This is a genomic window from Methylomonas stagni (genome assembly GCF_050154735.1).
Classification (GTDB): Bacteria; Pseudomonadota; Gammaproteobacteria; order Methylococcales; family Methylomonadaceae; genus Methylomonas; species Methylomonas koyamae_A.
On sequence record NZ_CP189557.1, the window covers coordinates 4,307,480 to 4,320,748 of the forward strand.

At 57.2% G+C, this 13,269-nt stretch carries 12 protein-coding genes and 1 pseudogene; 8 read left to right on the forward strand and 5 right to left on the reverse strand.

All coding sequences use genetic code 11. The annotated features are described in order from the left end of the window. Positions 1-45: 45 nt before the first annotated feature. The gene (locus ACP4CD_RS19950) at positions 46-1,059 is read right to left on the reverse strand and encodes a quinone-dependent dihydroorotate dehydrogenase (RefSeq protein ID WP_426992283.1); all 1,014 of its coding nucleotides are present in this window, start codon (positions 1,057-1,059) and stop codon (positions 46-48) included. Further along, positions 1,056-2,159 (reverse strand): glycine oxidase ThiO, encoded by a 1,104-nt coding sequence (thiO, locus tag ACP4CD_RS19955; RefSeq protein WP_426992285.1) that lies wholly within the window; start codon positions 2,157-2,159, stop codon positions 1,056-1,058. Before thiO ends, ACP4CD_RS19950 begins: the two co-directional genes overlap by 4 nt. Before the next feature lie 309 nt (positions 2,160-2,468). Here thiO and ACP4CD_RS19960 point away from each other — a divergent pair, with 309 nt between their 5' ends. Then, positions 2,469-3,347 carry a hypothetical protein gene (locus ACP4CD_RS19960; RefSeq protein WP_064024507.1) on the forward strand — a complete coding sequence of 293 codons (879 nt, stop codon included), beginning with the start codon at positions 2,469-2,471 and terminating at the stop codon, positions 3,345-3,347. 67 nt (positions 3,348-3,414) lie between these two features. Here ACP4CD_RS19960 and ACP4CD_RS19965 read toward each other — a convergent pair. Together ACP4CD_RS19965 and ACP4CD_RS19970 are read right to left on the reverse strand one after the other, a co-directional pair. Next, positions 3,415-3,930, reverse strand: a pseudogene (locus tag ACP4CD_RS19965) (aldehyde dehydrogenase family protein). A gap of 217 nt (positions 3,931-4,147) precedes the next feature. Next, on the reverse strand, positions 4,148-4,630 hold the full coding sequence (locus ACP4CD_RS19970) for a tautomerase family protein (protein ID WP_313730497.1): 483 nt from the start codon (positions 4,628-4,630) through the stop codon (positions 4,148-4,150). Positions 4,631-4,914: 284 nt separating this feature from the next. Between ACP4CD_RS19970 and ACP4CD_RS19975 the strand changes: the two genes are divergently transcribed. Then, on the forward strand, positions 4,915-5,835 hold the full coding sequence (locus ACP4CD_RS19975; protein WP_313730498.1) for a LysR family transcriptional regulator: 921 nt from the start codon (positions 4,915-4,917) through the stop codon (positions 5,833-5,835). Here ACP4CD_RS19975 and ACP4CD_RS19980 read toward each other — a convergent pair. Then, complete coding sequence (locus ACP4CD_RS19980) at positions 5,832-6,554, reverse strand: glutathione S-transferase family protein (protein WP_426992287.1); 723 nt, start codon at positions 6,552-6,554, stop codon at positions 5,832-5,834. The genes ACP4CD_RS19975 and ACP4CD_RS19980 overlap by 4 nt on opposite strands. 320 nt (positions 6,555-6,874) lie before the next feature. On the opposite strand from ACP4CD_RS19980, the gene pip reads away from it, so the two are divergent. The 6 genes from pip (at position 6,875) to ACP4CD_RS20010 (ending at position 13,238) form a co-directional block, all read left to right on the forward strand. Then, positions 6,875-7,819: a prolyl aminopeptidase gene (gene pip / locus ACP4CD_RS19985; RefSeq protein WP_426992288.1), complete on the forward strand. Its 945-nt coding sequence runs from the start codon at positions 6,875-6,877 to the stop codon at positions 7,817-7,819. Positions 7,820-7,822: 3 nt separating this feature from the next. Continuing rightward, positions 7,823-8,407: a UbiX family flavin prenyltransferase gene (locus ACP4CD_RS19990; RefSeq protein ID WP_168028082.1), complete on the forward strand. Its 585-nt coding sequence runs from the start codon at positions 7,823-7,825 to the stop codon at positions 8,405-8,407. Between the two features lie 220 nt (positions 8,408-8,627). Then, positions 8,628-9,275: a 3-hexulose-6-phosphate synthase gene (gene hxlA, locus ACP4CD_RS19995; protein ID WP_064024493.1), complete on the forward strand. Its 648-nt coding sequence runs from the start codon at positions 8,628-8,630 to the stop codon at positions 9,273-9,275. Between the two features lie 150 nt (positions 9,276-9,425). After that, a complete protein-coding gene (tkt, locus tag ACP4CD_RS20000) occupies positions 9,426-11,438 on the forward strand; it encodes a transketolase (protein WP_426992290.1) in 2,013 nt (670 codons plus the stop codon). Positions 11,439-11,510: 72 nt separating this feature from the next. Then, positions 11,511-11,789 (forward strand): hypothetical protein, encoded by a 279-nt coding sequence (locus tag ACP4CD_RS20005; RefSeq protein WP_064031736.1) that lies wholly within the window; start codon positions 11,511-11,513, stop codon positions 11,787-11,789. A 111-nt stretch (positions 11,790-11,900) separates the two neighbouring features. Further along, positions 11,901-13,238 carry a hypothetical protein gene (locus ACP4CD_RS20010; protein WP_426992292.1) on the forward strand — a complete coding sequence of 446 codons (1,338 nt, stop codon included), beginning with the start codon at positions 11,901-11,903 and terminating at the stop codon, positions 13,236-13,238. Positions 13,239-13,269: the final 31 nt, after the last annotated feature.

The window sequence follows — 13,269 nt, forward strand, 5'->3', positions numbered from 1 at the left end:
ACCAACCGTTAAATTCTATAAGGTCAGATCGGGCGTCCGACCAAATTAGATGGCGCTTAATATCTCATCAATCAATTCGGGCCCTCGATAGATTAAGCCGCTATAAATCTGCACCAAGCTGGCACCGGCGGCTAATTTCTCCTGGGCGTCCGCGCCGCTCAATATGCCGCCGGCTGCAATAATCGGCAGTCTGCCGTTTAATTCCGCCGCCAAGCCTTTCACTACCCTAGTCGAACTATCTTTGACCGGCGCACCACTCAAGCCGCCTGCTTCGTTGGCGTGGATATGGCCCTGGATTTTATCGCGGGCGATGGTGGTGTTGGTGGCAATCACGCCGTCGATAGCAAATTCCAACAGCAATGCCGCGATGTGGCTGATTTCTTCATCCGTTAAATCCGGGGCGATTTTCACCGCGATTGGCGTGTATTTGCCATGCGCCATCTGAAGTTTTAGTTGTTCTTCCTTCAAAGCGTTTAACAATTGCTTGATTTCGTCGCCTTGCTGCAATTGGCGTAAGTTTTTGGTGTTGGGCGAAGAAATGTTGATCGTGATATAGCTTGCCGCCGCATAGCTTTTGCGCAGGCCAATCAAATAATCTTCGGTAGCGTTTTCCAGTGGGGTGTCGGCGTTCTTGCCGATATTAATCCCCAAAACGCCGCGATACTGGCATTTGCCTACCTGTGCCAGCAAATGATCGATACCTAAGTTATTGAATCCCATTCGGTTGATGATGGCTTGATGTTCCGGTAGGCGGAATAGGCGCGGCTTGGGATTGCCCGGTTGCGGGCGGGGCGTGACGGTGCCGATTTCGACGAAGCCGAAGCCCAAATCGGCCAAGGCATCGATGTAATCGCCGTTTTTGTCCAGGCCGGCGGCCAATCCCAGCGGATTCTTGAAATGCAAACCCATCACATCGACCGGTTTGTCCGGCGCGGCCGGCCGGGTCAGGGCGCTGACGCCGCTGGCATGGGCAACTTGCAGCAGTTGCAGGGTGGCATGGTGGGCGGTTTCCGGCGGCAGCGAAAACAGCAAGGGACGCAGCAAGGGATACAGGTTCATGGTGGCGGCAGGCGTTTGGGTAAGTAGGGGCTAGGATTCAGCGCGGTGGCGCGTTTCAACAACAGATCGCTCAGCAAGCGAGCGGCGGCGGGGCCCATCACCAAGCCGTTTCGAAAATGTCCGGCGTTGACGTACAGATTGTCGATATCGGGATGGGGGCCGATATACGGGACTCCGTCGGGGCTGCCGGGACGCAAGCCGGCCCAATGATGAGCGACCGGGAAGTCTTTCAAAGCCGGCAGCAATCGCGTCGCGAATTCGAAAAGCGCCCGGCCGGCCGATTCGGTCGTCGCTTTCTCGAAGCCGGCTTGCTCCACGGTGCTGCCGGCCAGGATGCGGCCGTCACCGCGCGGAATCAGGTAGTGATCGCCGTCGAGCACCATGCAGGGTAGGGTTTCCGGTTCGGCCTCGAACAGCAGCATTTGCCCGCGTACCGGCTGAATGCGCAAATCCAGAGCTTGCTCGGGTAGCAAAGCATTCAGTAAGTTGGCCGTCCAGGCGCCGGCGCTGACCACGAGCTCCCGCATAGCCAGTGTGCGGTCGGCGGTTTGCAAATGCACGGCTCGGCGGCCGCGTATCGTCAGCGAAGTAATGTCGGCATTCTCGATAAACTCGACACCTTGTAAGCGCAGCCAAGCTTGCAGCGATTTCAGCAACCGAGGATTGCGGGCTTGGGCAATGTCCGGTAGCCATAACGGTTCCTGCCAGTCGGCATGCAGCCCTGCGGAGAGGTCCGTCGGCGGGGTTTGATGGCGAATGGCGTAGCGCTCGCACCACGCCGTGGCGGCTGCATGGTCGGGGTTTTGGCTGATCAGCATGCCGCAATCCCGCCATTCCGGATCGATGCCGGTCGCTTGGTGCAGCTCGCGGCACAGCTGCGGATAGGTTTCGATACTGGCTGTCGCCAGTTTGGAAATGGCGTCGGCTTGTCGCCAAGGGTAAATCGGCAGCAAAATGCCGCCGCCGGCCCAGGACGCTTCCCGACCCGCGAGGGATTTGTCGATGATGGCGACATCGCGTCCGGCCAGGCGGAGTTCGCGCGCGGCCAGCAGGCCGCTGATGCCGCCGCCGATGATGAGTATGTCCAGATTTTGCGTCATGCGGGTGCGGAAGATTGGCAAGGGCGAATCTTTTTAAGTTATCACGAAGCCGGCCCGTCGCGGAATAGGTGAGTCGGCTTTCGCGGAGTGTAAAAAAACAAACGGCTGTTGTGAAAAATAGACAAACATTGAATATAGATTATGATTTTGATGTAAATCAATGAATTCTAATTAAATTTTAATTCGCAAAAAAAGACGTAAAACTTGTACGGCTGGTTTTTTGCTGCTATTATTGCCCGCGTGAAGAAATCCTGTGTTGCATTCCAGCCAATGCAGTCTTAACAATAACAACCCTTGGGGGGAACGACTATGAGTTTTACCAAAACCAAATTAGCGCTAGGCGTTGCTGCGGCGACTTTGACACTGGTTGGCGCGCAAGCCCAAGCAGCGGGCGCCAGCGCCGAGCGCGTGGCCGATGCCGCCGCTAGAAAAACCGAAGCGTTGGAAGCTCAAATGCAACAAATGGCTGAACAAATGCAAGCCATGCAAGCCGAGTTGAACCGGGTTAAAACGGCTTCTTCCGCTAAATCCTCTACCGAAACCGCCAAAATCCAAGAGTTAGATCATTGGATGGCGTCTGTTAAATCAGCTCCCGAAACCTCGCATGCCAAAGATAATTTGGTTGCAGTCCGTGGTGGTTGGCAAAAACTGGATCACGCCCGTGGAGACAACGACAGCGTTCTGAACGATGGCGCATTGCTGTCTAACAATATGAATTCAGATGGCTTTTACTTTGGCGGTGCGTTTGACTTTAATGTCAACAACGATTTATTCGGCTTGATGGATGACACTTCATTCGGCGTTGAGATTGGTGTTGAGTACTCTGAGTTTGGTAAAGGCTTGAATACACTGGGTACCGTGACTGCGGTAAATGCGACTGTAAGTCCGCATCAGTCCACCGATTCTCGCTTGCGGATCAACGCTTCACCAAAAATCAAATTCATGCACGACAGCAAATTGCGTCCATGGATCATCCCCGTCGGTCTTGATATCAATATTCTGGGTGTTCCTTCCAACGCGGTTTCCGTGTTGAACGCCGGCATGCAATTCGGCGGTGGTGTGGAATACGATATTTTCAGAGGTATCACTCTGGGTACCGATGTTCGTTACCATTATTCAACGAGCAAAGTTGATGGTACGCCAACCGACGGTTTCAGTACTGGCGGTTACGTTGGTTTCAAATTTTAATTTGTAAACCCCGCGTTACCCAAAAAGGGAAGGTGTCAAAGCCTTCCCTTTTTTTATGCTCAATTGGTTATCGGCGCATTAGGATGGCTTTGGCTTGCAACTTGTTCGTGGTGGCATCTTGATATTCCGCTGAGTCAGCCACCGGGCCCCAAAGGCGGGCGCCCGCCTGTGCCAAATTGACCGGTTTCTCGTTGACGAATTCGTAAAATCCGCGTTCGCTTAGCTCGCGGCCGAAACCGGAGTTGTTGAGTCTGCCGAACGGCAGTTCCGGCGCGGTCCGCGCCGGTTGGTTGACGAACACTATGCCGCAGTCGATTTGCGCGGCAACGGCGCGCCCACGCTCGATACCGGCCATGAATACCTAAGTGCCGAGGCCGAAGGGTGTAGCATTCGCTAACGCAATCGCGCTTGCCGTGCTGTCGACGACGTGGAAAGCTGCGGCCGGATCGAACAATTCCCGGTTAAACACCGGATTGCGTTCGTCTATCCCCGTAATCACCGTGGGTTCCATAAAATAGCCGGGCCGGTCGAGGCGGTCGCCGCCCAATCCGATCGCCGCTCCGGCTTGGCGGGCCCGATCGATTTACTCCAGCAGCAGGTTCGAGGTTTTTTCCGAAGCCAGCGGTGCTTCGGCATGCTCGCTCGGCACCGGCGACGGCGCTCTCCCGTTCCGCGTCTGATATTGCGGGATAGCTGGCGATGAGTTCACCGCTGGCGAGGTTGATGGATTGGTAACTCAAGGTGGAGTCCCGATTCAAGATGGCGAAAGGCCGGCCCGCGCGGAGCCGGCCGCATTCGGTTTAGGCGCGATCGGTCAGGCCCGGCGTCAGCATCAGGTTGACCGGCAGTTTCTCCTGTAGCGTGTAAGGACTGGCCTTGTTCTCGGCCACCCAGCGCTTTTCGGCGACCGATTCGAACGGCGGCGGCAATTCGCCTTGCAGCGACCACAAATCGAACGGCGTTTCGTCGATCGAAATTTCCCAGTCGTAACCGCGCTCCTTCACATACGGGGCGACTACGGCGTCCAGGGTGCGGATCCACCATTCGCGTAGGATAGGCCCGGGAATGGTTCTGGCGATCTGGTCCACCTTGAAGCGAACGAATTGGTTATGCGGTTTGCCGCCGACGTAGCAATTGCCCTTATCGATGGCCTCGAACAGGATTACGACGTAAAACTTGGGGATGGGCACGCCGGCGTAGATGCCGGTGATGCGCTCGGCGAGTTCTTGTTTGTCTTCGGCACTGAAGGCGCCGGTCGGATGGTAGACTTTCCACAAAGGCATGGTGATTCTCCTGAATTTGAAGTATTGGGACGGGCCGGTTTGGGGGCCGCTAAAATCCGAATTCGGTCGCCTGGCGCCGGCGGCGATCCGAACTCGGGCGACGCGTCGTTAGTCCAGGTTTGCGAAATCCTTGGGGGGATGCAAGCCGAATGGCGGCGTCGGGGATTACTTTAGGCCGGCTGGAGCCAAGCGTAAAATGGCGAATATTCATACGCGGATGAATATTTTCGATGCCGGTCTTCCCGGCGCGTCGTTAACATTCCGCGGTTTTGGGTATTCCGACCATGGCCGATTTACGCAGCTTCGATTTGAATTTACTGGTCGCTTTCGATTGGCTGATGCGAGAACGTAGCGTGTCGCGGGCAGCGGAGAAAATGTTCATCAGTCAGTCGGCGATGAGCCATGTATTGCAGCGCTTACGGCAACAGTTGGAAGACCCGTTGCTGGTGAAAACCCCGGCCGGCATGGTGCCTACCGCGCGGGCCTTGGCACTGGTCGATCCGGTCTCCGTGGTGCTGAAAGAGGTGGAAGGTTTGATCAGGGCGCCGGCCCCGTTCGATCCGGCTGGCAGCCGGCGCGCGTTCGCGATTGCCGCCACCGATTACGTGGAAGCCTTGCTCTTGCCTAAACTGGCACCGCGCATCGCCCGTCAGGCGCCGGGCGTGGACATTCGTTTCAAACGTACCAGTAGCCGGTTTCCGCTCGATGCGTTGGAACAAGGCGAAATCGATCTGGTGTTGGGTTTCGAGGTGATGCTGAATCCGCCGAAGCATCTGCATTGTCTGGCCTTGTTCGACGATTGCATGGTTTGCGTGGCGCGGGTCGGTCATCCGGTCGTGAATCGGGAATTGACGCTGGAGCAATACATCGGCTTGCCGCACATCATGCTGTCTGGCGCCGGCTCCGGTAGCGGCCAAGTTGATAGTTGGCTGGCCGAGCGCGGTCTGGAGCGGCGGGTGGCATTGACGGTTTCGCATTTTCTGTCGGCGCCGTTGATTGTGGCCCAAACCGATATGGTCATGGCCTTTCCTAAGCGTACCGCCTTGCAAATCGCGCAAAACCAGCCTCTGCAATGGGTGCCGTTACCGTTGGATTTGCCGGATTACGCCACGGTCATGGTCTGGCATCCGTTGCAAGACCAGGAGCCGGCCAACCGTTGGTTGCGCAGCGAGATCCGCGCCGCTTGCGTCGAGTTGACGGCTTAAACGAATCGCGGCTCGCCCAGTTCCGGAAAGTAGCGCAACTGCATGCGCCGGCAGTAATCGGTCAAGGCCGGTTGCGCCAGCGCATAGTCCTTGACCGGCGAGGCAACAGGGCAGGCCAGTAGGTTGATCAAGATGCCGTAGGCGGACGCGTCGACGCTGGCGGGTTGCTCGCCGAGCAAATAGGGTTGGTCCGCTAAGGCAGCGGCCAACGCGGCCACGTCCTGCCGGCCCAACTCGAATATTTGTGCGGCCGGTAAGCGACCGATGCCGTGGCCGCGAATCTGGCTTTTGATCCGCAGGCGGTAAAGGCTGGCGACCCCGTCGGCAAGGAGCGGCGGCAGGCTTCGAAAAATTGCCTGTTTGTTGATGCGCCAATTCTCCGCCCCGGTTTGCCAGCGGCTGTACATGCAGACCCAATACAAATGCTCTTCCAGCAGCCGTTGCCAGGCAAGGGCTTGGGCTTTTTGCCGGTCGGAAAGGGTTTGGTCCGGCCGGTTGCCGAAATTCTGTTGCAGATGGGCGATGATGATCCGGCTATCGGCGATTTTGCGGCCGTCGTGGTCGATGTGGGGCAATTTGCCTAGCGGCGCGTATATCGGTAGCGTTTCCACGATCCGGTACTCGATTTCGGCCATCCGCAGATAGGTTTCCAGCTTCGTGCAAAACTGGCCGGGGTTGGGGATATGCCAGGCTCTGGGAAATTGATGAAGAACAATCATTTGTTGTTTCGTCTAGGTTTTGGGGTATTTCGTAGTCGGTCATTTCCGAGGGTAGCGGGCCATTGGGAGTAGTCGGTTTTACAGGCCTGATGCGAGTTTCTCTGATGTTATACTACACAGATTCGATTTGATTGAGATGGCGGCACTTGTCAATCGGTTGTCTCAAAAATCCGTCGCCGCTGTCGGTGCCTTTTTATCCTGCCGATGCCCGAAAAATGACTTCCCGGCCAACGAAATCAAAAACCGAGCGCGCGCCGATTCCTTCACATGCCGAGTGCCAAGCGCTTAACTCGGTTCGTTTAACAGCGTTGAATTAAATGATGAGAACGCTTTACCCTGAAATATCGCCCTTTCACAGCTTCTTTCTCGACACGGATTCGATGCATCGGGTGTATGTCGAACAATCCGGCAATCCCGCTGGTATCCCGGTGATCTTTCTGCACGGTGGACCGTGTTCCGGTACCAAGCCGGAACATCGGCGCTACTTCGATCCGGAGCGCTATCACATCGTCTTGCTCGACCAACGCGGCTGCGGCCAGTCTCTGCCGTTTGGCGAGTTGGCGGCGAATACAGCGCTGGATTTGGTCGACGACATCGAGCGGATCAGAATTCGCTTGCGCGTGGAACGGTGGTTGCTGTTTGGCGGTTCGTGGGGGGCTACCTTGGCTTTGCTTTATGCGCAGCGTTTCCCCGAAAAGGTCTCGGGCATGGTGCTGCGGGGCGTGTTTTTGGCGCGTGCGGCCGATATGGATTGGTTTCTCGGCAATGGCGCCAATCGGATTTATCCGCAAGCTTGGCAAGGTTTGCTGGATAGTGTCGACGCCAACGAAAATCAGGAGGTACTGCCCAATTTGTTGAGCTCGGTATTCGGTGGCGACGAGAGCCTTGCCCGGCGCGCGGCGAAAGGTTGGCAGGACTGGGGCGGCCAGGTCGCTTTGGGTAATGAGTTCATCGCGAGTGCAGAGCCGGCCGGTGAACGTGAGGTGTTGCAAGTCAGGATGGAGCTGCATTACGCCCGAAATCGCTATTTTCTCTCTGAAAGTCAGCTATTGGCGAATTGCGGACTCTTGAGCGAGATTCCCTGTTCGATCATCCACGGGCAGAACGATTTAACCTGTCCGTTGGAGGCAGGTTGGGCCTTGCATCGCGCATTGCCTCATGCCGAATATATCGTGCTGCCCAATGCCGGACACGTTGCTCGCGGCGAGGAAATGATCGGCGCCTTGGTTGCGGCGGCCGATCGGATGGCTGGGCTGTTGGGCTAAAACATGGCGGATACGAAAAAACGCTTGGTGATCGCAATGACCGGCGCAACCGGCGCTATCTACGGTATCAGGATGCTGGAGATACTCCGAGAACGGCCGGAATGGGAAACGCACCTGGTGATTTCCTCGGCGGGGCTGGTCAATCTGAAATACGAATTGGACATGGATAGGGCGGCGCTGTATGCGCTCGCCGACGTGACGCACGGCATCAACGATATTGCCTCCAGTATTGCAAGCGGCTCCTTCAAGACCGAGGGAGTTGTCATTGCGCCGTGTTCGATGAAAACCCTGGCGGCGGTGGCGCACGGTTTTGGCGACAATCTGATTTCGCGGGCGGCCGACGTGGCACTGAAGGAACGCCGTAAAACAGTGCTGGTGCCCCGCGAAACCCCGTTAAATTTGGCGCACATCCGCAACATGGCGGCGGTTACCGAGATGGGCGGCATCATATTTCCGCCGATGCCGGCGTTTTACAATAAATCCGATTCGCTGCGGGCAATGGTTGACGAGGGGGTCGGCCGCATATTGGATATGTTCGGCGTTGATGCCGCCGGTCTGTATAAGCCCTGGACCGGCCTGGAAGGCTGAGTCGCGATCAAATCCAATCGATTCCCGGAGTTTTTTGCGTTTATTTGGCCCGTCGCGAATTGACAGGGTGCCGGTTCTGATTTAGAGTTGCCGCACTCGATTATTTTGCCCGTCAACAAAGGCTTGCTAGGCTCTCGAATCTTGCTGGGAAACGGGAGCTTTGTTGTAAGGGTCGCCTTAAAAACAATAACTGTAACTATAACAATCGGAGCACATAAGTATGGCAAGACCATTAATTCAAATGGCGTTGGACTCACTGGATTTCGACCAAACCGTTGCGTTGGCCGACAAAGTCGCACCTTACGTCGATATCTTCGAAATCGGTACCCCTTGCATCAAATACAACGGTATCAATCTGGTCAAGGAATTGAGACAACGTTTCCCTAACCAACTGCTGCTGGTTGACCTGAAAACCATGGACGCCGGCGAATACGAAGCCGGTGCTTTCTACGCTGCCGGCGCGGACATCTGCACCGTATTGGGCGTTTCCGGTCTGGCCACCATCGGTGGCGTGATCAAAGCGGCTAAAAAATATAGCGCCGAAGTTCAAGTCGACCTGATCAACGTGCCTAACAAAGGCGAGTGCGCTCGCGAATCCGCGAAACTGGGCGCCCAAATCATGGGTGTACACACCGGTCTGGACGCACAAGCGGCCGGTCAAACGCCTTTCACCGATTTGGCGGAAGTCGCTAACCTGGGCTTGAACGTTCGCGTTTCCGTTGCCGGCGGTATCAAACCAGCTACTATCGATCAAACCGTTAAAGCGGGCGCCAACATTATCGTGGTCGGCGCGGCAATCTACGGGGCTGCATGCCCTGCTACCGCGGCAAAAGAGATCCGCGAGCTGGTCGACGCCGCTTCCGCATAAGACCGCTTTGGTTAGACCTAAGCTGTAATCTGCAAGATCTAAGGACGGGTGGCTAACGCCACTCGTCCTTTCTTACGTTTTAAACCCCAGTTTTTGAAAAGCGGCGCCAACCGCCCGCTGTCATCATCGATATTTAAAGGAGATACACCAATGCCTTCGCGCCGAGACTTAGCGAACGCCATACGCGCACTCAGCATGGACGCCGTCCAAAAAGCCAACTCCGGCCACCCTGGTGCGCCGATGGGCATGGCCGACATCGCTGAAGTATTGTGGAACGATTTTCTGAGCCACAACCCCACCAACCCCAAATGGCCGAATCGCGACCGCTTTGTCCTGTCCAACGGTCACGGCTCCATGCTGATTTACTCGCTGTTGCACCTGAGCGGCTATAACCTGCCGATCGACCAGTTGAAACAGTTCCGGCAACTGCACTCCAAAACGCCAGGTCACCCGGAATACGGCTACACCGACGGCGTCGAAACCACCACCGGCCCGCTCGGCCAAGGCATCACCAATGCCGTCGGTTTCGCCATCGCCGAACGCGCACTGGCCGGTCAATTCAACCGTCCCGGTCACGACATCGTCGACCACCACACCTACGTGTTCCTGGGCGACGGCTGCTTGATGGAAGGCATTTCCCACGAAGCCTGCTCGCTGGCCGGCTCCATGGGCCTGGGTAAACTGATCGCCATCTACGACGACAACAACATCTCCATCGACGGCGAAGTGCGCGGCCACGGCGACGTCCACGGCTGGTTCCTGGACGATACCCCGAAACGCTTCGAAGCCTACGGCTGGCACGTCATCCCCAAAGTCGACGGCCACGACCCCGACGCCGTGAAAAAAGCCATCGAAGCGGCTAAAGCCGTCACCGACAAGCCATCGATCATCTGCTGCCAAACCATCATCGGTTTCGGCTCGCCGAACAAACAAGGCAAGGAAGAATGCCACGGTGCGGCTTTAGGTGAAGCCGAAGTCGCCGCCACCCGCGAACAACTCGGCTGGCCGCACGCCCCGTTCGAAATCCCCGCCGACATCTACGCCGGATGGGATGCGAAAGCCAAGGGCGCCGAACGCGAAGCCGCCTGGAATGCCCAATTCGCCGCCTACCAAGCCGCGCATCCGGCCCTGGCCGCCGAATTCGAACGCCGCGTCGTCAAAGGCCAACTGCCCGGCGACTGGAGCGAAAAAGCCAACGCCTTCATCGCCGACGTCAACGCCAAAGCCGAAACCATCGCCAGCCGCAAAGCCTCGCAAAACACCCTGAACGGCTTCGGCCCACTGTTGCCCGAACTCTTGGGCGGCTCCGCCGACCTGGCCGGTTCCAACCTGACCCTGTGGAAAGGCTGCAAAGACATCAACGCTGCGGGCCACGACGGCAACTACGCCTACTACGGCGTCCGCGAATTCGGCATGAGCGCCATCATGAACGGCATCGCCCTGCACGGCGGCTTCAAGCCCTACGGCGCCACCTTCCTGATGTTCAGCGAATACGCCCGCAACGCGTTGCGGATGGCCGCACTGATGAAAGCGCCGACCATCTTCGTCTACACCCACGACTCCATCGGTCTGGGCGAAGACGGCCCGACCCACCAACCGATCGAACAAACCGCCACGTTGCGCATGATCCCCAACATGCAAGTCTGGCGTCCGTGCGACGCGGTGGAATCGGCGGTCAGCTGGAAAGCCGCGATCGAACGCACCGACGGCCCGAGCACCCTGATCTTCTCCCGGCAAAACCTGCCGCACATGCCGCGCAGCCAAGCCCAGATCGACGCGATCGCCAAAGGCGGCTACATCCTGAGCGGCGAAGGCAATCCGGACGCCATCATCATCGCCACCGGCTCCGAAGTCGAACTGGCGGCGAAAGCGGCCGAGGCGCTGACAGCCAAAGGCAAAAACATCCGCGTGGTGTCCATGCCGTCGACCAACGTGTTCGAAGCGCAAGATCAGGCGTACAAAGACAGCGTACTGCCGCCGAGCGTGACCGCGCGCGTGGTAGTCGAAGCCGGCGTGACCGACAGCTGGTGGAAATACGCGGGCAGCCAAGGCCGAGTGGTTGGCCTGGACCGCTTCGGCGAATCGGCCCCGGCCGGCCAACTCTTCAAAGAGTTCGGCTTTACCGTGGATAATGTCGTCGCTAATGTGGAAGCCGTGCTTTAATAGCCGGTAACTTGTCAAACGTCCCTGTCCGCCGGGCAGGGGCGATTCATACGGAAGAGGAAGGTGAGCACTATGAAAAGCGTGGAATTGAAACGAGGATTTTTCGTTGCGTTACTGTTGACCGCCGCGGCCGCGCAGGCCCAGGACTATCCGGCGGCCGATTTTCAGCCCAAGGTGGTTTACCGCGATCCGGCGCTTGCCGAAGCCGCGCCGACCGCGAGCTCGGCTCCGACAAGCGCCGCAGCGGTGCCGTGCGTCAATCAGCAGGCGCAGACGCAATCGGAAGCCGATCCCAAATATCCGGCCTCCAGCTTTCAACCCAAAGTCGTGTTTAGCGGCACCGGGTCGTAATACTCAGTTCGGCGGGCCAGGCTTGCGGCGCGGTTCGGGTTAATCCAACCGGCCAGTTCAGGTTGACCGGTCGATTAAAATAACAACGATAACATTCAGGAGTATTCTCAAATGGCAAATAATAGTTTGATGAATAGCTTATTCGGCTTGTTGCCGAGCTTTTTCTTCGATAAGCCCGGCGGTGGCGGTACCTCCGAGGGTAATAGCGAAGACGGAGGCACGCAATTGACCGGCGTGGCGCGTTACCTACAACGGCTGGAGCCGCAAACGGCCGACGACGAACCGGCATTGACCGGCGTGGCTCGCTATCTGGCGGCTCTTGAGCCGGCGGCGGTCGAGCCGGAAGCGGAGGCCGAAGCAGAAGTGATTGAGGAGGAGGTCGTCGAAGCCGTCGAGGTTGTCGAGCCCGAGCCGGTACCGACCGGTGTCGAAAAGTATTTGAGTCTGCAAGCTGAACATCCGGTTACCCGAGTCGCTAAGTATCTGATCAAGGAATCAATCCAGTCCAAGGCCGCGCCGATTACCGGCGTATCCAAATACGTCACCATGCACGATAGGGAAGACCATTCGGTAACCGGGGTTGCCAAATATGTTATTCGGCAAAATATGGCCGAATCTCCAGCGGTGACTGGCGTCGCTAAATACGTGCTAAAAAAAGACTTGGCGGCTAAGGATGTGCCGGCGGCAACCTCCGTTAGCAAGTACTTGGCTAAGCAGGCGCTGGTTTCCAAGGATGTACCTGTTTTGAGCGGCGTCGAAAAATATCTGGCTCGGCAAGACAAGTTATTGAAAGAGCAGGCGCCGTTAACCGGGGTCGCCAAATTCGTTGCCGAACAGGAGTTGGCTGCGCGTAAAGCCGCAGCGTTGGCTTTGGTGGCTCGCTACGCCGAAGCGGAAGCCAAATTGCAAGCTGAAAAAGCGGAGGCATTGATGAAGCAGGAACAAGCCGAGGAAATCGCATTTGCCGCCGAAGTCATTGTCGAAGGTTCGGCGGTGGATCGCTATCTGGCCCGTCAATCCGCGGCGGCCGAACTGGCGCCGAAGCCAACCGGTGTCGCTAAATATTTGGCCAGACAATTGCAGCTGCAAAGTCAGGCCGCGCCGGTTACCGGCGTGGCGCGTTATTTAGCCAAGCAATCCGTCTTAGCTAAACAATTGCCGACATTGACCGGTGTTGCCAAGTACGTCGCCAAGCAGCGGCTGGAAGTCAAGCCCGAGGTGGTGGTGAGTTCGGTTTCCAAATATCTTGCGAAACACGCCGTCGAAGAAAAGGCCGCCGGCGAAGTGACTGGGGTCGCCAAATACATGGCCAAGCAGGAAGTAGCGGATAGAGAGGTGCCTAGCGTGTCAGGCGTGTCAAAATACGTAGCCAGACAGGCGTTACAATCCGACGAAGTTAGCTATACCAGAACGACCGGTGTCGAGAAGTACTTGCGCACGCAGGGCTAATCCCGCTTGACGGCACCCAAAGCCGGCGTAC

Coding starts and splice junctions, on each gene's coding strand:
- ACP4CD_RS19950 (WP_426992283.1), bottom strand. CDS start 1,059: ATGAACCTGTATCCCTTGCTGCGTCCCTTGCTGTTTTCGCTGCCGCCG.
- thiO (WP_426992285.1), bottom strand. CDS start 2,159: ATGACGCAAAATCTGGACATACTCATCATCGGCGGCGGCATCAGCGGC.
- ACP4CD_RS19960 (WP_064024507.1), top strand. CDS start 2,469: ATGAGTTTTACCAAAACCAAATTAGCGCTAGGCGTTGCTGCGGCGACT.
- ACP4CD_RS19970 (WP_313730497.1), bottom strand. CDS start 4,630: ATGCCTTTGTGGAAAGTCTACCATCCGACCGGCGCCTTCAGTGCCGAA.
- ACP4CD_RS19975 (WP_313730498.1), top strand. CDS start 4,915: ATGGCCGATTTACGCAGCTTCGATTTGAATTTACTGGTCGCTTTCGAT.
- ACP4CD_RS19980 (WP_426992287.1), bottom strand. CDS start 6,554: ATGATTGTTCTTCATCAATTTCCCAGAGCCTGGCATATCCCCAACCCC.
- pip (WP_426992288.1), top strand. CDS start 6,875: ATGAGAACGCTTTACCCTGAAATATCGCCCTTTCACAGCTTCTTTCTC.
- ACP4CD_RS19990 (WP_168028082.1), top strand. CDS start 7,823: ATGGCGGATACGAAAAAACGCTTGGTGATCGCAATGACCGGCGCAACC.
- hxlA (WP_064024493.1), top strand. CDS start 8,628: ATGGCAAGACCATTAATTCAAATGGCGTTGGACTCACTGGATTTCGAC.
- tkt (WP_426992290.1), top strand. CDS start 9,426: ATGCCTTCGCGCCGAGACTTAGCGAACGCCATACGCGCACTCAGCATG.
- ACP4CD_RS20005 (WP_064031736.1), top strand. CDS start 11,511: ATGAAAAGCGTGGAATTGAAACGAGGATTTTTCGTTGCGTTACTGTTG.
- ACP4CD_RS20010 (WP_426992292.1), top strand. CDS start 11,901: ATGGCAAATAATAGTTTGATGAATAGCTTATTCGGCTTGTTGCCGAGC.